Source organism: Brevibacterium oceani (assembly GCF_013623835.1).
Taxonomy (GTDB): domain Bacteria; phylum Actinomycetota; class Actinomycetes; order Actinomycetales; family Brevibacteriaceae; genus Brevibacterium; species Brevibacterium oceani.
Map to the genome: position 1 here is coordinate 414,259 of NZ_JABKDE010000002.1, position 14,589 is coordinate 428,847.

23 protein-coding genes are annotated in these 14,589 nt (G+C 68.2%); 21 read left to right on the forward strand and 2 right to left on the reverse strand.

Annotated elements, in window-relative coordinates; translation table 11 throughout:
* Positions 1-94 precede the first annotated feature (94 nt).
* From HK401_RS05260 to HK401_RS05295, 8 genes are all read left to right on the forward strand, one after another.
* Positions 95-2,101, forward strand: a complete 2,007-nt coding sequence (locus tag HK401_RS05260; protein ID WP_181273602.1) for an ATP-binding protein — start codon at positions 95-97, stop codon at positions 2,099-2,101.
* On the forward strand, positions 2,098-2,991 hold the full coding sequence (locus HK401_RS05265; protein WP_181273603.1) for a hypothetical protein: 894 nt from the start codon (positions 2,098-2,100) through the stop codon (positions 2,989-2,991). Before HK401_RS05260 ends, HK401_RS05265 begins: the two co-directional genes overlap by 4 nt.
* Positions 2,992-3,160: 169 nt before the next feature.
* Positions 3,161-3,667, forward strand: coding sequence for a hypothetical protein (locus HK401_RS05270; RefSeq protein WP_181273604.1), 507 nt, complete (start codon positions 3,161-3,163; stop codon positions 3,665-3,667).
* 44 nt (positions 3,668-3,711) lie between these two features.
* On the forward strand, positions 3,712-4,026 hold the full coding sequence (locus tag HK401_RS05275) for a hypothetical protein (protein WP_181273605.1): 315 nt from the start codon (positions 3,712-3,714) through the stop codon (positions 4,024-4,026).
* Positions 4,027-4,032: 6 nt separating this feature from the next.
* Complete coding sequence (locus HK401_RS05280; protein ID WP_181273606.1) at positions 4,033-4,830, forward strand: hypothetical protein; 798 nt, start codon at positions 4,033-4,035, stop codon at positions 4,828-4,830.
* Positions 4,827-5,168 carry a glutaredoxin family protein gene (locus HK401_RS05285; protein ID WP_181273607.1) on the forward strand — a complete coding sequence of 114 codons (342 nt, stop codon included), beginning with the start codon at positions 4,827-4,829 and terminating at the stop codon, positions 5,166-5,168. The genes HK401_RS05280 and HK401_RS05285 overlap by 4 nt, the downstream gene beginning before the upstream one ends.
* A gap of 125 nt (positions 5,169-5,293) precedes the next feature.
* Positions 5,294-6,073, forward strand: a complete 780-nt coding sequence (locus tag HK401_RS05290) for a PspA/IM30 family protein (protein WP_181273608.1) — start codon at positions 5,294-5,296, stop codon at positions 6,071-6,073.
* Positions 6,073-7,194, forward strand: coding sequence for a DUF2786 domain-containing protein (locus HK401_RS05295; RefSeq protein WP_181273609.1), 1,122 nt, complete (start codon positions 6,073-6,075; stop codon positions 7,192-7,194). Before HK401_RS05290 ends, HK401_RS05295 begins: the two co-directional genes overlap by 1 nt.
* A 78-nt stretch (positions 7,195-7,272) precedes the next feature.
* Here HK401_RS05295 and HK401_RS05300 read toward each other — a convergent pair whose 3' ends face one another.
* Complete coding sequence (locus HK401_RS05300) at positions 7,273-7,488, reverse strand: hypothetical protein (protein ID WP_181273610.1); 216 nt, start codon at positions 7,486-7,488, stop codon at positions 7,273-7,275.
* 36 nt (positions 7,489-7,524) lie between these two features.
* On the opposite strand from HK401_RS05300, the gene HK401_RS05305 reads away from it, so the two are divergent.
* The 10 genes from HK401_RS05305 (at position 7,525) to HK401_RS05350 (ending at position 11,759) form a co-directional block, all read left to right on the forward strand.
* Entirely contained in the window at positions 7,525-7,917 is a 393-nt protein-coding gene (locus HK401_RS05305; RefSeq protein WP_181273611.1) for a hypothetical protein, read from the forward strand.
* Complete coding sequence (locus HK401_RS05310; RefSeq protein ID WP_181273612.1) at positions 7,914-8,450, forward strand: hypothetical protein; 537 nt, start codon at positions 7,914-7,916, stop codon at positions 8,448-8,450. Before HK401_RS05305 ends, HK401_RS05310 begins: the two co-directional genes overlap by 4 nt.
* Positions 8,447-8,758 carry a hypothetical protein gene (locus tag HK401_RS05315; protein WP_181273613.1) on the forward strand — a complete coding sequence of 104 codons (312 nt, stop codon included), beginning with the start codon at positions 8,447-8,449 and terminating at the stop codon, positions 8,756-8,758. The genes HK401_RS05310 and HK401_RS05315 overlap by 4 nt, the downstream gene beginning before the upstream one ends.
* Positions 8,755-9,042, forward strand: coding sequence for a DUF3039 domain-containing protein (locus HK401_RS05320; protein WP_181273614.1), 288 nt, complete (start codon positions 8,755-8,757; stop codon positions 9,040-9,042). The genes HK401_RS05315 and HK401_RS05320 overlap by 4 nt, the downstream gene beginning before the upstream one ends.
* A 140-nt stretch (positions 9,043-9,182) precedes the next feature.
* Positions 9,183-9,386: a hypothetical protein gene (locus tag HK401_RS05325; RefSeq protein WP_181273615.1), complete on the forward strand. Its 204-nt coding sequence runs from the start codon at positions 9,183-9,185 to the stop codon at positions 9,384-9,386.
* Between the two features lie 84 nt (positions 9,387-9,470).
* Positions 9,471-9,815 (forward strand): hypothetical protein, encoded by a 345-nt coding sequence (locus tag HK401_RS05330; RefSeq protein ID WP_181273616.1) that lies wholly within the window; start codon positions 9,471-9,473, stop codon positions 9,813-9,815.
* Positions 9,816-9,936: 121 nt separating this feature from the next.
* Positions 9,937-10,236: a hypothetical protein gene (locus HK401_RS05335; RefSeq protein WP_181273617.1), complete on the forward strand. Its 300-nt coding sequence runs from the start codon at positions 9,937-9,939 to the stop codon at positions 10,234-10,236.
* Positions 10,233-11,027, forward strand: a complete 795-nt coding sequence (locus tag HK401_RS05340) for a hypothetical protein (RefSeq protein ID WP_181273618.1) — start codon at positions 10,233-10,235, stop codon at positions 11,025-11,027. Before HK401_RS05335 ends, HK401_RS05340 begins: the two co-directional genes overlap by 4 nt.
* A complete protein-coding gene (locus HK401_RS05345) occupies positions 11,024-11,350 on the forward strand; it encodes a hypothetical protein (protein ID WP_181273619.1) in 327 nt (108 codons plus the stop codon). Before HK401_RS05340 ends, HK401_RS05345 begins: the two co-directional genes overlap by 4 nt.
* Positions 11,351-11,372: 22 nt before the next feature.
* Entirely contained in the window at positions 11,373-11,759 is a 387-nt protein-coding gene (locus HK401_RS05350; RefSeq protein WP_181273620.1) for a hypothetical protein, read from the forward strand.
* Positions 11,760-11,940: 181 nt separating this feature from the next.
* On the opposite strand, the gene HK401_RS05355 is transcribed toward HK401_RS05350, so the two are convergent.
* On the reverse strand, positions 11,941-12,234 hold the full coding sequence (locus tag HK401_RS05355) for a hypothetical protein (protein WP_181273621.1): 294 nt from the start codon (positions 12,232-12,234) through the stop codon (positions 11,941-11,943).
* Positions 12,235-12,292: 58 nt separating this feature from the next.
* Here HK401_RS05355 and HK401_RS05360 point away from each other — a divergent pair, with 58 nt between their 5' ends.
* The 3 genes from HK401_RS05360 to HK401_RS05370 are packed head-to-tail and all read left to right on the forward strand — an operon-like array spanning position 12,293 to position 14,583.
* Positions 12,293-13,585, forward strand: coding sequence for a replication-associated recombination protein A (locus tag HK401_RS05360; RefSeq protein ID WP_181273622.1), 1,293 nt, complete (start codon positions 12,293-12,295; stop codon positions 13,583-13,585).
* Complete coding sequence (locus HK401_RS05365; protein ID WP_181273623.1) at positions 13,582-14,094, forward strand: hypothetical protein; 513 nt, start codon at positions 13,582-13,584, stop codon at positions 14,092-14,094. Before HK401_RS05360 ends, HK401_RS05365 begins: the two co-directional genes overlap by 4 nt.
* A gap of 30 nt (positions 14,095-14,124) precedes the next feature.
* On the forward strand, positions 14,125-14,583 hold the full coding sequence (locus HK401_RS05370; RefSeq protein ID WP_181273624.1) for a hypothetical protein: 459 nt from the start codon (positions 14,125-14,127) through the stop codon (positions 14,581-14,583).
* The last annotated feature ends 6 nt before the right edge of the window (positions 14,584-14,589 follow it).

A 14,589-nucleotide genomic window follows, 5' to 3' on the forward strand; every position in this document is an offset into this window, starting at 1 on the left:
ACCCGGGGAGAAGGCGGATGTCGGAACGGGCCGGGGGAGACACCCTCGGCCCGTTCCCATCCGCATCGTCTCTACCCCTACAGGAGGAGCTCCCATGCTCATCGAGAAGAGCGACGTCGTCGCTGAAGGAACGATCTCGGGCTTCACCGCCAGCCGTATCGGCACCGCCGACATGGGCCTGGCCATGGAGTTCTTCGCCTCGATCTACTCACGCCCGCGCGACGCGGTGCTGCGCGAGCTCGCGGCCAATGGCGTCGACGCCCAGCGCGACGCCGGCTACGACGGCCCGGTCGAGATCACGCTGCCGGACCTCGACCACCCGCAGATCAGCATCGCCGACCACGGGGTCGGCATGGACGAGCGGACGCTGACCGAGGTCTTCGGCAACTACGTCGCCTCGACCAAGCGCGACTCGGCCACGCAGATCGGCGGCTTCGGCGTGGGGTCCAAGACCCCGTTCGCCGTCGCCGACCAGTTCACCGTCTTCTCGACCACGGACGGCGTCACGCGCCTCATGCTCTTCGCCAAGCTGCCTGACGGCGGCACCGGCCACAAGATCCTGTCGGCCAAGGAGACGGGCCGGCCCTCCGGCACGACCGTCTCCGTGCCCGTCGGCCTCGAGGACCTCGACGAGTGGGCCGTCGCCGCCCAGCGCGTCTTCCGCTGGTGGGACGAGGGAGCTGTCCTCGTCGACGGCGAGGCTCCCCAGACCTTCCACGGCGCTGTCTCGGAGCTCGGCAGCACCGAGGCCTGGCACCACGTCCCGGAGGAGGGGAGCGACACCGCCTTCGTGCGGATCAACGGCGTCGGCTACGAGGTCCCCTCGGTCATGGCCCACGAGTGCGGCGTCCGCGCCGCCGTCATCGACGTGCCGCTCGACTCCCAGCTGACGATCTCCCGCTCGCGCGAGACGATCGACGACACCGACGCCGGCCGCGCATGGCTGAAGGAGGCCAAGAAGGACTGGCGAGCAGTCATCGAAGACCGCGCCGCGCGCCTGTTCGACGGCGTGAGCACCTCGGTCGAGGCGCAGCGGATCTTCGACGACGCGCCGTCGGTGTTCCATGCCCTCATGCCCGGCGACCAGGGGCACTACACCAACGTCCTCACGGTGGTCCAGACGCTGGGCCTGCCGGACCACGTCCGGTCCACGGTGATCACCTACTACACCGCCGCGGAGTCGACGCGGGACGCCGGCGACACGCTCTCCGTCCACCGGGCGTCCCAGCGGCTCCACGGGATGTTCATGGCCCCGGACGAGTTCACCCCGAGGATCCAGAGGTCGGTCTCGCGCTGGGCGAAGAGCCGTGATCAGGAGCATCCGATCGCCCTCACGGTGATCTCTCCGGACGCCCCGGGCTTCGACCGGTTCTTCCCCGTCGACGAGGTCCGCTGGATCACCGGCGAGGAGCTGCTCGCGCAGACCCCGAAGCGGCAGAAGCCCCAGGCGAAGCCCCTGCAGCTCGAGCGCGTCACGAGCGTCTACTCGGGCAGCGTCTACTGCTCCGAGGCGCTCGACGTCGATCAGCTGCGCGAGATCTCCGATGACGGGACGCCCCTCGTCCTCGCCTCCAAGGCCGAGATCGAGGACTCCGAGCACGGAATCGGACGGCTCCGCTTCTCGCGGATCGCCCTGCTGCTCAGGGGCAACCGCTCCATCGAACGGGTGAGGGAGGCCCTCGACCGCCCCGTGCTCACCCTCGAGCAGGCGATCGCCGGCCAGGTCGATGAGTGCCTGCGCCGGATGACGCCGAAGCAGCGTCGTGAGGCCGCCGCCAGTCTGGCGGCCGGTCTGCGCAGCCACGACCAGCGCTCGATCGGGAGGCTCCTCGACAAGGGGGGCCTGTCCGCCCGGGCGACGAAGCTGCTGAGGCGACTGGCCACCCCCATCGATCCCGTCCTGCAGGCCAATGCGTCCCTCGCGCTCGGCCACGACCTCGTCCCCGAGCCGAGGATCCGGCAGGACTTCTCGATGACCCTCCGGCTCATCGAAGCGCTCAGCAGCACCCACTCCGCACCCATCGACGCGTCGCTCATCAGCGCCGTCGTCGACGCCGACGTCGAGGCGTCGCGGCGGACCGAGAAGAAGGAAGCAGCATGACCTCCATCCCGTACACCTCCATCAGCACGAACGGTCGCGGCTCCCTCACCGTCGTCCTCGGCGACGAGCTGACCACGATAACCGACGACAACCCCGTCTTCGACGACGTGCTCGCCGAGCTGCAGGGACCGAGCCCCAATCCCGACACCGTCCGCGATCTGCTCGCGCAGTCCACGACCGGAGCTGTCGCCTCGCGGCTCGAGGAGCTCACCGACCGGGTCTCCTACGACGGCACCGACGTGCTCTTCGACGGCGAGCCGGTCCACGGCACGGTTGTCGAGCACATCCGGGCCAGCCTCGTGGCGAGGACCCGCGACTGGGCCCCGCTCGCGGCGTTCCTCGAGCGTCAGGCCGAGAACCCGTCGATGGCCTCGCGCCGCGAGATGTACGACTGGATCAGTGCCGAGGGCCTCACCATCGCGCCCGACGGCCGCATCGTCGGCTACAAGGGACTCGACCACGACGGCAGGTCCGTGCGCTCCGGCGGGGCCTACGTCGACGGCGCATGGGTCGACGGCCAGGTGCCCAACCCGCTGGGCGCTGTGGTCTCGATGGACCGTCCCCAGGTTGACGACGACCGCAGCCGCACGTGCTCCTTCGGCCTGCACGTCGGCAGCTACGCCTACGCCCAGAGCTGGAGCCGGGGGATCGTCGCCACCGTGCTCGTCGACCCGGCCGACGTCGTCTCCATCCCCTCGGACTCCGGTGGGCAGAAGATGCGGACCTGTCGCTACGAGGTCGTGCGGGTCGAGAAGGACTCCGCGACCTACCTCGGCCGCGTCGGCACCGTCGCGCCCGACGAGTTCGTCGATCTCGACGACGACGAGGGGTTCGAAGACGACGACTTCGACGAGGACGACGAGCCACGCATCCACGACTTCACCGTGTGATGCCCCATGGATGCCCGAGCGGGGCAATGGCAAGACACGCCGCTGCCCCGCTCGGGCATCGATCACGCCGATGACCCCGACGAGGCATCGACGTGGCCCAGAACGATCACTTCGAGGGACCGGCAGCGCTCCGAGCGTGTCGGCCCCTCCTTCATGAAGGAACCCCACGATGACCCCCACGCCCCGAGCCCTCGACGACTTCGACCAGATCGTGCGCAGTGCACTGCGCGACGACGCCGTCTGGGAGCTGCTCACCAGCACGCCCCAGGGCATCGCCGACGTCGACAAATGGCTGAAGACCACCGCCGGCAGCATCGACCAGCAGCTGTCCTTCCGCAAGGACGAGATCGAGTCCGCACGGCTCGAGCGTCGCGCGCTGAGCCCGACCGACCTCAGCGAGTACCACGCCTGGCGCAAGAAGGCCGTGTTCCTCAAGGCCCTGTGCGAGAAGCGCCTCGTCGACATCCGCCCGCTGCGGATCGAGGCCTTCGGCGAGGACCGCGCCCGGCGGATGAAGGCACTGCTCGTCCGCCTCGCCGAGGTAGTCCTCGACCACGAGGCCGAGCAGATCGACGACGACCTCTACGACGCGCTCGACGAGATCGTCCTCCCCGGCGACGACGCACCGACCCTCCGCGAGTACCTCGAGCGGCGCGCCGAGCGGGCCGCCGCCTGACCACCACGACCCGCCCCGCCGGCGGGACGCTCAGAAAGACACGCATGACCACTGATACCCGTCCACCCCTCACCGCCGAGGACCTCGTCGACGAGATCCGCGAGACCCTGCTCGACCACCGACGCGTGCGAACGGCCGAGGAGTGCGCGACCGACCACGCGCCGACGCGCGAGGAGGTCGTCTCCCACGAGCGCTCCGCGGTGCTCGACGTCACCCTCGCCCTCGTCATCCGGCACCGGCTGCCCATCGACGCCGACGCCGCCACGCGCGCCGTCCGTCGCTCCGAGAGCGCCGACCCGGACGCCTGGGCCCGCGGATGCGCCGACTACGTCGCGGGGCTCGTCCCGCTGAAGGAGTGATCCGACATGGCCACCTTCGCCCGCATCGTCCGCCTCTTCTTCTGGATCGGCGTGCTCGCGTTCATCCTCTGGGTCGCGCAGCCGCTCATCGCTGCCGTCCCGGACACGACCCCCACCTGGTCCGATCTGACGACGGCCGTCGTCGTGGTCCTGATCGCGATCGCCCTCGGCCGCCTCACCATCGCCGTCGTCCGGCTCGTGTTCCCGCCTCGGGAGAAGGGCCTGACCGCCACAGCCCTCGACGCGGCCGTCGCCATCGGGCCGGGCGGCCTGGGCTCGGCCACGCAGCTGGTGCTGGAGAGGCTGAGGACCACGGCCCGGCATGAGGCCGCCCACGCCGTCGTCGTCCGAGCTCTCGGCCATCGGCTCATGCGGGTGACGACGGTCCCGACGGACGCGAACGCCGGGCACACCGCCTGGCAGCACCGCGAGGACGCCCCTGCCTCCATCGACCACGTCGTCGTCGCCCTGGCCGGACCCATCAGCGAGTCCTCCGCGACGGCCACGATTCCAGGGTCCCTTCAGGACCACCACGACGACCACGCCTTCGCCCTGCGCCAGGCGCTGTCGGTGAGCCTCGCCGACGGCGAGGCCCGGACCTCGGCGCAGGTGCTAGACGAGGCCACGGCCTCGGCGCGGCGGATCCTCTCCGAGCACGCCGAGGACGTCGACCGCCTCGCCGAGGCCCTGCGGGGCCGCCCCGGCGGCACGACCCTCTCCGGCTGTGAGGTGGAGCAGCTGCTGACCGGCGAGCCCTGCCGCACACGAAGCACCGACGAGAACGAGAAAGAAGGCACAGCATGAGCCCGACCACCATGGCCGACGTCCCCAAGACCGCCCACGAGATGCCCGAGATCACGATCTACGGGCCCGAGTTCTGCCCGAACTGCACGCAGGCGACCAACCTGTTCGACCGCCAGAGTCCGCCGGTGCCCTACACCAAGGTCGACATCGAGCCCGGTGATGTCAACCACCGGTTCATCACCGAAAAGCTCGGTTACTCGCAGGCTCCGGTGATCGTCGTCGCCTTCGACGGCGCGCACCGCGACGTGCACTGGGGAGGCCACCGCATGGACATGCTCATGGCCCTCACCCGCCTGTGCACGAAGGGGATCGTCGCGGAGGTCGATCAGCAGAGCTGATCCGGGAGGAGTGAAGCAGCAGGCGGCGCGGCGTGGTTCGCGCCGCCTGTCGCGTCCTGCCCGGAAATCACCGCGGGCACGACTGCGTCCGCGCCCTATCGATCATCACGACCCAGGAGAACCCCATGTGGCCCTTCACCCGCAAGCACCGCCGTCCCACCGCCAGCAACGACTCCCCGCACACCATCCTCGGCAGGGTGAAGACCCTGCTCAAGGCGAACATCCACGCGATGCTCGACGAGGCCGAGGACCCTGAGAAGATGCTCGACCAACTGGTGCGCAACTACACCGCCGGCATCGCCGACGCCCGCAACGCCGTCCAGGAGACCATCTCCGGCGTCCGCCTTATCGAGGCCCAGCAGGACAAGGACGAGAAGGCCGTCGAGGAGTGGTCGGCCAAGGCCGAGCTCGCCGCGAAGCGCGCGAAGCAGGCCCAGAAGCACGGCGACGAGGCGGGATCCGCGAAGGCCGAGAAACTCGCCATGACCGCGCTGAAGAAGCAGATGGCTGCGCAGCAGCGCGTCGAGTCACGCGTGGAGAGCCTCGTCGCCCAGAACGACATGATCGAGGGCCTCAAGGACGGCCTCGTCGCCATGGACGACCGCCTCGACGAGCTGAAGAACAACCGCGCCGAGCTCCTGGCCCGCGTCCGCCTGGCCGAGACCCAGGAGACCGTCGCCGACGCCGTCGGGCAGATCAACGCCGGTGACCCCACCAGTGCCATGGCGCAGCTGGAGGACAAGGTCATGCGCACCGAGGCCCGCGCCCAGGGCAAGCTCGAGGTCGCCGGCTCCTCGATGGAGTCCCGCTTCGACGCTCTCGAGTCCGACATCGCCCACGCCGAGGCCACCGAGCGGCTCGACGCCCTCATGGGGCGTGACGCTCCGAAGGAGGTGGAGGGTTGATGTTCAGAACTCTCACAGAATCCTCGCCGGATGATGCTTGGGACCTCGAGACCTTCGTCGGCAGCGCCAGCGGCTCGATCGGCAGCTGGATGAGCTACCTCATGATGTTCATGGGCGTGATCGGCATCGTATGGGCCACCGTGCTGCTGATGAAGAAGCTGACGGCACCACCGGGCTACGACCAGGGCAGCTGGGGATCGATCGTGCTCATGATCATTATCGGCGGCGCGATGACCGTCGGCGGCACAAGTATGCCTGGTCTCTTCGCGCCCTCATCGAAAGAAGGGGAAGGAAACGAGCCCTCTCCGACCCCGTCGTCATCGACGTCGGAAAGCCCGACCCCTGCACCGGAGCCTACGCAGCAGCCGGCTCCACCGTCTGCCGAGCCCGCGGACCTCACCTGGTTGTGGATCACGCTCGGAATCGTCGCCGCCGTGGCGATCCTCGTCGTCGGTGTTCTGCTCACAGTGATGCTCGTCAAACGACTGCGAAAGGCCTCGCGTGCCGAGGCCGAGCGCAAGCGCCTCGAGGAGGCTCGACAAGAGCGAATTCGCGAGATCTGGCAGAGCTGGATCGACCGGCACAAGGCGGTCAAAGAGAAGGTCCTGTCGGCCGAGACCGACTGGGACATGATCTTCTCCTACCCCTGCCTCTCGGATGCGACGGTCCCACAGACGCGTGACCTCCATCGAGCGATAAGTGCCGCAGATCATGCGAGCGACTCGATGCCGCCGGGCCTCGACGAGACCACGGACATCAGTTCGCTGCCGTACCCGAAGATGGTGCTCACCGCCGAGGAGACCTGGCAGACGGCGTTCTCCTTCGCCAAGCGCACAGGGCAGAAGCTCCTGCCCAAGGAGGAGCGCAAGACGATCGAGCAGATCATCAAGCTCCTGCGCATGGCACAGGACGCAGGCGGGTCGCCCAGTGAGCGCGACGTCGCCTACTCCCGCGCGCAGAAGCTCATCGCCGACCTCCGGGTCGTCAAGGTGCCCGAACGCGCCATGGTGATGATCGAGCAGGAGCAGCGGCTCATGCTCGAGGCTCCGGCATCGTCCCCGTCACCTCAGACAGGGTCGGTGCCCACCGAGGGCGAGAAGAAGTCGCCGATCATCCTGTAACCGCGACTACGCACCGACCGGCTCCACCATGGGGCCGGTCGGTGCTACCACTTCCGCGACCTGCACGAACAGGACCAACTACGTCGTGGCAACGTCCTCGTCCTCGACCCGCTCGTACTCCATCACGACCAGGCATGAACCCACCACACTCGTCACTGACAAGGAGCCGCCATCGCGACGAACCCCGCCCTCGCCTCCAGCCAGATCATCAGCACGGACGGAATAGCCCCGTACTTCTGGATCATCGCCCTCGTCATCGGAGCCATCATGGCCGCTGGATGCCTGCAGATCCATGGATGGACCACCGGCATCGGTTGGCGATGTGCCGCGATGGCGATGACCGTGTTCGGGGTTGGAGCGATCATCTTGAGCCCTACCGCGGGCTTTCCTACCAAAGACGTCAGCGTCACGGCACTCACCGACGAAATAGCCTCCGACTACGATCTCGTCGATCTCCGGCCCGAGGTGAAACCACGCGGACTCTTTCGTATGTCACGAGAAATCCCCGCGAACGACCTCTGCGGGCCGATCGACGACGATTCACCCATCCTCTACGCGCGAGTCCCAAACGATCACCCGAGCCATGCCGGAGTCGCCGTCATGGTCAGTGCCGCGATCCCGGACTGCGAAGCCGAAGAGCCGACTGTGAACCTGCACGTCATCGATGCGCACGGCACTGGGATCACAGCCGACGATCTGAAGAAGGATATGAACCCATCATGATCAATCTCACTGTTAATATCGACATCGACGACCCCGTCACTCCCGAGCGCGAAGCCGAGATGGCCCAGCTCGTCGCCGAATACCTCACCAATCCGGAAGGCTCATTCGTCAGCGATTACGGTCCCGAGGCGTGGGGTGGCTACGAAGGCCCGAAGGTGAGCCGTGTCCGCGTCTCGAGCGACCACCTGGAGCAGAGCACGGACTACGCCGCCCCGACTCCGAAAAGCGACGAAGATGACGACCTCGTCTGCGTTGTGCACGTCACCGACGAGGACTACGAGTCCGCCGTCGACGCGGCGAACGAGCGGGGCGGCTCGACCAAGACTGTCGTCGCCCACCTCGCCCGGTGGGACTACGGGGACGAGACCGACGGCGCTTCCGAGGTCAACGGCCGCGACGCCCTCGCCGAGCTCGAGGCCCTGCCGCACCAGCTGCACGAGGTCGATCACGGCGGCCTGCACTACTGGCTGCAGATCGACCACGGCCTGCGCTTCTATGCGCTCTACCGCCGTCCGCTGGGGCAGACCGCATGATCTCCCGCGAAGACAGGGCCATGCGCCGCCTCGTCGAGAAGATCCTCGACGTCCTGCCGCTCGGCGTACCCGTCGAACTCGTCTCGGCCGACTCGATTTCTATCGGACCGTCGCGCAGGGACGGACTGGCACCGCTGGCGGTCTTCGACCTCGGCTTCGAGGGATTCGAGGTCCTCTGGCCCGACCCCGACGAGTCGCGACCCCACCGCAACACCACCGACGCCGCCGTGCGCACCCGCCGCATCCGCCAGGTACCCGGCATCGTCTGCAGCGCCTGGCGGCGCATCCAAGAGGAGAGGAAACCATGACCTCCGACGCACCGGTCATCGACCGGCCCGACGCCGACACCAGCGTCGACGACGCCTTCCGCGAACTCACCGGCTTCGAGGAGCAGCTCGACGACGGCTCCGACAAGGAGCGCTTCAGCCACTACGCGAGCAAGGACGACATCGTCCGCGCTGCGGTCGAGGGTGTCGCCATCGTGGCCCTATGCGGCAAAAAGTGGCGTCCCCAGCGCGACCCGAGCCGGTTCCCCGTCTGCCCGACGTGCCGTGAGGTCTTCGAGCAGATGAAGCCCGGCGACGAGGGATGACCCGACCCTGACGGAACGGGGTCCCGCGGCGCAGCCGCGGCGGGGGAGCGGATGACAGCGTAGCCCGGTGCTGCTCCTCGGTGACCGAGCACCGGGCTACACCCTTCGTATTCGAACCCAGCACCGAGAGGAGGCTCGCCATGGGCAAGCGACAGAAGAAGCTGCGCGACTCCCAACCGGGCTTCCGCGGCGTCCCGAACCCCGACCTGGCCCGAGCCATGGTCGAGCTGCGCAAATCATCAGCCGCGCAGCGGCACACCCCGAAGCCCAGGAAGGGCACCCGCCGGCAGCGTGAGCAGCAGGCGATCCGCGATCAGCGGAGAAACGGGTCTTCCAGCAATTAAGATCTGCAGTACGTATGTCGATAACAACAACATCTGGGGAGAGACCTGAGCATGACGCCGCGTAAGCATGGCCAAGATGATGAAATGGGCCGGTTGCTCGACGCCGCCTGGGACGAGGCCGATTCTGAATCGCAGCTCTTCGAGAAGCTGTCTCCGTGCCCGTTCGACGACCCGAACAAGCGGGCGGAGATTCCCGATTCCGTCGCGTCACTCGCGCACCAGGCCCACCGCATTGGCGGTGTCGTCGACGCCAAGAAGGTCATCGTCGTCTACCGGAACCGCAGCAACGAACTGAGGCTTCAGGCCGGGCACCAGCGCATCACACTCGACGAGATCGTTGCGCAATCGGCAGGCTCGTTCTCCGTCGTCCCCACCAACGTGGCGCACGAGATCCGTTCCGCCCTCATCGACGAAGACGTCCAGGGCTGAGCCGCCAAAACCACACCGCCTGACAGCGGCCGTCGCGATCATCGCGGCGGCCGTTCTTAGTACCCGCAGGCCATTGATCCCCAGTCACGGTGGGCGCATGCGCAGACCACGAGGAGGAACCATGCCGGACGGCATCCACAACTGGTCGATGACCATCGGCGAGATGCGGGCGGCGATCACCGATCTGCCCGACGACTACGAGATCGTCCTCGACGGTGCCGACGTCTCCGACTGCGACATCGCCGAGATGCACATCGACTCGGTCTACGACCCGGCCCTCGACGCACCAGGGCTCCTGGTCCTCACCGCGGGCCAGACCATCAGCGAGGACTACCACTACCACCCGCGCCTCGACGTCGAACTCGAGATAGGCACAGCGCCGCGCTGGGACGAGACGGACCGAACCTGGAGCAGATCATGACCTCAGAGCACGACCCCGGCGTGAAGATCGCCGCGACGACCCTCGAGGTCCTCATCGGGGCCGCCGACAAGTGGTCGACCGAGCTCGACGACTACGTCATCCCATCCGCTGCGGAAGCCAGCGACGAGGACGCCCAGGGGTACCGCGACGAGATGGCCCGCATCGACGACGCCGTCGCCGCTGCCCGCAGCGGGCTCCGGCAAGAGGCCGCAGACGACCACGGGATCGCGCCCGAGACGGCCGATCCCCGACCCGACTACGCCGTCGGCCGGGGCCAGCTGCGCATCAAGCGCTGGACCACGCCCGACGGCACCGTCGTCGCCGATCTGTCTTCGGGCGCTGGACGCGGCGTCCACCTCTACCGGCGGTGCAGCGACGACCAGCCCGATCACGCCAGAGTCGAAGACTCGCTGGCGCTTTCGAAGGCCCTGCAGGCCGCGCAGGAGGCGCTGCGTCGCGACGACGCCGAGGAGACGTCCACGGCCGTTGACATCGACAGTGCCGAAGGCGACGGCTTCGTCGTCGTCCGCGGGGGCCTCGTGACCAACGACCCCGCGCTGCCGGTCTTCGACCTCGACGCGCTCGAGTCGACCGACCACGACAAGCAGAGCGTCGTCGAGCTCTGCGAGCTGTACGACCGCATCTGCCGCCACTCCCGTGCCCGCGACAGCCTGCGCGCCGACCTCGTCGAGATCGAGGCCGTCGTCCGCGCTCACGGGACCAAGAAGGACATCGAGGACCTCGAGCGCATCAAGGTCGAGATCGGCACGAGCCAGGAGGACCGAGCATGAGCGTCTTGCCGTCGAAGAGCCCCGAGAAGGATCTGCCCGTCACCCGCGACGGACGATTCCGCGTCACCGAGTCCCGGTGGGACTGCAACGGGTCGTTCCACGTCGTCGTCCAGGACACCCGCGCGGCCAGCCCCGGCGAGACCGTCCCGCCCGACGTGATCGAGCGCGAGCGGCGCGCGGTCCGAGACCTCGCCCGCCGCGTCGACCGCATGGGCAGGGTCCAGTGGGTCCGCACCGACGATGTCTCCGTCGTCAGGACCGACGACGGGCCCCGCCTGGAGTACCGGCTCACCGCTTCGCGACTCGACCCCTCCTACCGCTGACCACGACGAGAAGGAACGGACCATGACCGAATCAGACACCCGATCCCATTCCACGCCGGAGATCCCGGAAGGCTTCTGGGGCCAGATCGACCACCAGCTCGACCGGATCGAGCACGAGCGCCCGACGACCTTCGACGAGGTCCGAACCCTCCTCCTCGACCTCGAGTACGAGCAGATCGTCCTCGACGTGCACCGGAACTTCCCACGAGCCTTCGACCTGGACTCGGCGTTCTTCGCCGGATCGGGCGGCGACCGCCAGCTCCGGCAGGCGCTGCACGCCGCCGGCTGGCGCACGACCGAGTCGAGGGCTTCGTACTACTACACGATGCGACACCGCGACACCGGCGAGGAGCTCACCTACATCGAGGGCGACGTCGTCCGCGGCGACCAGTTCTCACCCGGCACGTGAAGCCAGCGGGCGAGGGCGGCGTGGCCGCCCCGGGTGCATCGCAGGACGCGGGATCTCGCGCAGCCGAGCTGCCTGGACCCCGTGGCCGGATTCCGACATGAGAGAAGGAGCCCCGGAGGACATCGCGTTCTTCGGGGCTCCTCCGTTCGTGGCCGGTGCGTCCCGATGCACTGAAGCGGAATCAGTGGACCAATCCACGCCCTGAGGCTGTCCGGCCCCGCTCGCGGCGACGAACGACTGTTCGACGCTGGACACCCGCAGCCGACGCTGCCTCGTCGTCCGACAGGTTCAATTCCTCGTCTGCGCGGTCGAGCTCGCGATCGCGAATGCTGCGCAGGTCTCGGATCAGGTCGGTGAGCTCCGACAGGGCCTCGATCTCCTGCTCCCGGCTGAGCCACGGCTGGTCCGGCAGGCCGTCCACGCGGTCCTGAAGACCTTCGATCATGAGCTGCATGTGCTTCTTCATCAGGTTCATGAGTCCACTGTGCCGCCGACGAACAGAATCGCATCGCCTCGGAAAGGGGCTCATCACCATGTCCGCAGACCAGCCCCTCGCCGCCCGGATGCGGCCCGCCTCGCTCGACGAGGTCGTCGGCCAGGACCACCTGATCTTCCCCGGCTCGCCCCTTCAGCTGCTCGTCGACGGCAAGACCCGCACGTCGGTGCTCCTGTGGGCACCGCCCGGCACCGGCAAGACGAGCATCGCCGACGTCATCGCCCGCACCACCAGCCAGCACTTCGTCGAGCTCTCGGCCACCAGCGCGGGCGTCAAGGAGGTCCGAGCCGAGATCGCCGCGGCCGAGAAGCGTCGCGAGGCCGACGGCACGGGCACTGTGCTGTTCCTCGACGAGATCCACCGCTTCACCAAGGCCCAGCAGGACATCCTGCTGCCGGTGGTCGAGTCCGGCACGCTCTCGCTCATCGGCGCGACGACGGAGAACCCGAGCTTCTCGGTCAACTCCGCGCTCGTGTCCCGCTCGGTCCTCATGGTCCTGCGGCCCCTCGACGTCGACGACATCGCCGGGCTCCTCGCCCGGGCGATCGAAGACCCCAGGGGCCTCGACGGATCCGTCGAGGCCGAGGACGACGTCCTGGCCACGATCGCCGAGCTCGCCTCCGGCGACGCCCGCCAGGCGCTCAACCGCTTGGAGATATGTGCCGAGACCGTGATCGCCCGCGACGAGAACGAGATCACCGCCGAGATCGTCGGGCTCGTCACCGGTGCCGCGCTGCAGCGCTTCGACCGCGACGGCGACCAGCACTACGACATCATCTCCGCCTTCATCAAGTCGATGCGCGGTTCAGACCCCGACGCAACGATCTACTGGCTGGCCCGGATGATCGAAGCGGGGGAGGACCCCAGGTACATCGCGCGGCGCATCGTCGTGCACGCCTCCGAGGACGTCGGCATGGCCGACCCCAATGTGCTGCCGATCGCAGTCGCCGCGGCCCAGGCCGTCCAGCTGATCGGTATGCCCGAGGCTCGGCTCAACCTCGCCCAGGCCGCGATCGCCGTGGCGACTGCGCCGAAGTCGAACCAGTCCCACGACGCGATCAACGCCGCCCTCGAGGCCGTTCGCAGAGGCGCGACCGACTCCGTGCCGATGCACCTGCGCGATTCCCACTACCCGGGTGCGAAGACGTACGGGCATGGCGATGGATACCTCTATCCCCACTCCTACCCGGGCCACGTGGTGTCTCAGGAATACATGCCTCCGCGCCTGGCCGGCACCCGATTCTACGAGCCGACCGTCAACGGCTTCGAGCAGACCGTTGGTCAGCGCATGGCCGCAATCGACCAGTTCCTCAAGGAGAACTCCTCATGACCCACGAACACGACATCGATCAGCGCATCGTCGCATTCCTCGGGGCCATCGGGCACCAGGTCACGGTCGACGACGCAGTCCGGCGCATGTACGGGCCCGTCGTCCGGGCCGCAGGCATCCCCGGCCTGATCCGCTGGCGCGCCGCAGTCGGGCTCGTCGCCAACACCCCCGGCAAGACCCCGCCGAAGAATCCTCGGAAGGCCGTGGCGGCCCGCGTCGCGCAGATGAAGCGCCGCACTGCGGAGAAGAGCGCGGCTCCCGCGCTCAGCCGCAGGCAGAAGGTCCTCATCGAGGCGGCCGCCGACCGTCACGCCGAAGCCGCCCGCGCGATCATCTGCCGCGCACGGGAGGACACGGGCTCCGGTCCCACCTGGGCTGAACTCGTCGACGCTCTCGGTCTGCCCGACGACCCCGTCTTCCGCCGTCACTTCGTCGCGGCTCTCGTCGAGGCCGGCCAGGTCGTGTGCACGAACGCGCCAAGGTCCCTCGACGTCGGCCCTCAGTCCTGACCTTCACGACCACTGCAAGGAGTCCTCAGCATGACCACCTGGTTCGATCAACTACTCGATGAGTTCAAGGCCCGCGGCGAGGCGATGTTCGCCTTCTCCCGCTCCCAGGTCGAGGACCAAGGCGTGTCCTGGGCCGAGCTGCAGTCCGAGTGGTCGTCCGTCGGCGGCTCCGGGTTGCTCGTCAAGAAGTCGGCGCGGGGCGAGTTCCTGCGTCGCATGAACGCCGACCACGACGCCTGGCGCGCCGAGCTGCCCGAGCTGCGCGTGAAGTACGTCGGCGAATCGACGCTCGACTACCCGGCCTACCGGGCGCTCCACGCCGTCGAATCGCTCGGCGTGAAAGAGCACCAACTGCTCGTCGACATCGAGTACGCCGCGCCTGGAGAGGTCGAGTACCTGCACACAGCAGCCTCGGAGGACTTCCCCGAGCCCGGCCACCAGCTCGAGGCCCGGATCGTCTGTGCCGAGATCGAGGCCCACGACGACTGATTCATT

Coding starts and splice junctions, on each gene's coding strand:
- HK401_RS05260 (WP_181273602.1), top strand. CDS start 95: ATGCTCATCGAGAAGAGCGACGTCGTCGCTGAAGGAACGATCTCGGGC.
- HK401_RS05265 (WP_181273603.1), top strand. CDS start 2,098: ATGACCTCCATCCCGTACACCTCCATCAGCACGAACGGTCGCGGCTCC.
- HK401_RS05270 (WP_181273604.1), top strand. CDS start 3,161: ATGACCCCCACGCCCCGAGCCCTCGACGACTTCGACCAGATCGTGCGC.
- HK401_RS05275 (WP_181273605.1), top strand. CDS start 3,712: ATGACCACTGATACCCGTCCACCCCTCACCGCCGAGGACCTCGTCGAC.
- HK401_RS05280 (WP_181273606.1), top strand. CDS start 4,033: ATGGCCACCTTCGCCCGCATCGTCCGCCTCTTCTTCTGGATCGGCGTG.
- HK401_RS05285 (WP_181273607.1), top strand. CDS start 4,827: ATGAGCCCGACCACCATGGCCGACGTCCCCAAGACCGCCCACGAGATG.
- HK401_RS05290 (WP_181273608.1), top strand. CDS start 5,294: ATGTGGCCCTTCACCCGCAAGCACCGCCGTCCCACCGCCAGCAACGAC.
- HK401_RS05295 (WP_181273609.1), top strand. CDS start 6,073: ATGTTCAGAACTCTCACAGAATCCTCGCCGGATGATGCTTGGGACCTC.
- HK401_RS05300 (WP_181273610.1), bottom strand. CDS start 7,488: ATGGATCTGCAGGCATCCAGCGGCCATGATGGCTCCGATGACGAGGGC.
- HK401_RS05305 (WP_181273611.1), top strand. CDS start 7,525: ATGGCGATGACCGTGTTCGGGGTTGGAGCGATCATCTTGAGCCCTACC.
- HK401_RS05310 (WP_181273612.1), top strand. CDS start 7,914: ATGATCAATCTCACTGTTAATATCGACATCGACGACCCCGTCACTCCC.
- HK401_RS05315 (WP_181273613.1), top strand. CDS start 8,447: ATGATCTCCCGCGAAGACAGGGCCATGCGCCGCCTCGTCGAGAAGATC.
- HK401_RS05320 (WP_181273614.1), top strand. CDS start 8,755: ATGACCTCCGACGCACCGGTCATCGACCGGCCCGACGCCGACACCAGC.
- HK401_RS05325 (WP_181273615.1), top strand. CDS start 9,183: ATGGGCAAGCGACAGAAGAAGCTGCGCGACTCCCAACCGGGCTTCCGC.
- HK401_RS05330 (WP_181273616.1), top strand. CDS start 9,471: ATGGGCCGGTTGCTCGACGCCGCCTGGGACGAGGCCGATTCTGAATCG.
- HK401_RS05335 (WP_181273617.1), top strand. CDS start 9,937: ATGCCGGACGGCATCCACAACTGGTCGATGACCATCGGCGAGATGCGG.
- HK401_RS05340 (WP_181273618.1), top strand. CDS start 10,233: ATGACCTCAGAGCACGACCCCGGCGTGAAGATCGCCGCGACGACCCTC.
- HK401_RS05345 (WP_181273619.1), top strand. CDS start 11,024: ATGAGCGTCTTGCCGTCGAAGAGCCCCGAGAAGGATCTGCCCGTCACC.
- HK401_RS05350 (WP_181273620.1), top strand. CDS start 11,373: ATGACCGAATCAGACACCCGATCCCATTCCACGCCGGAGATCCCGGAA.
- HK401_RS05355 (WP_181273621.1), bottom strand. CDS start 12,234: ATGAACCTGATGAAGAAGCACATGCAGCTCATGATCGAAGGTCTTCAG.
- HK401_RS05360 (WP_181273622.1), top strand. CDS start 12,293: ATGTCCGCAGACCAGCCCCTCGCCGCCCGGATGCGGCCCGCCTCGCTC.
- HK401_RS05365 (WP_181273623.1), top strand. CDS start 13,582: ATGACCCACGAACACGACATCGATCAGCGCATCGTCGCATTCCTCGGG.
- HK401_RS05370 (WP_181273624.1), top strand. CDS start 14,125: ATGACCACCTGGTTCGATCAACTACTCGATGAGTTCAAGGCCCGCGGC.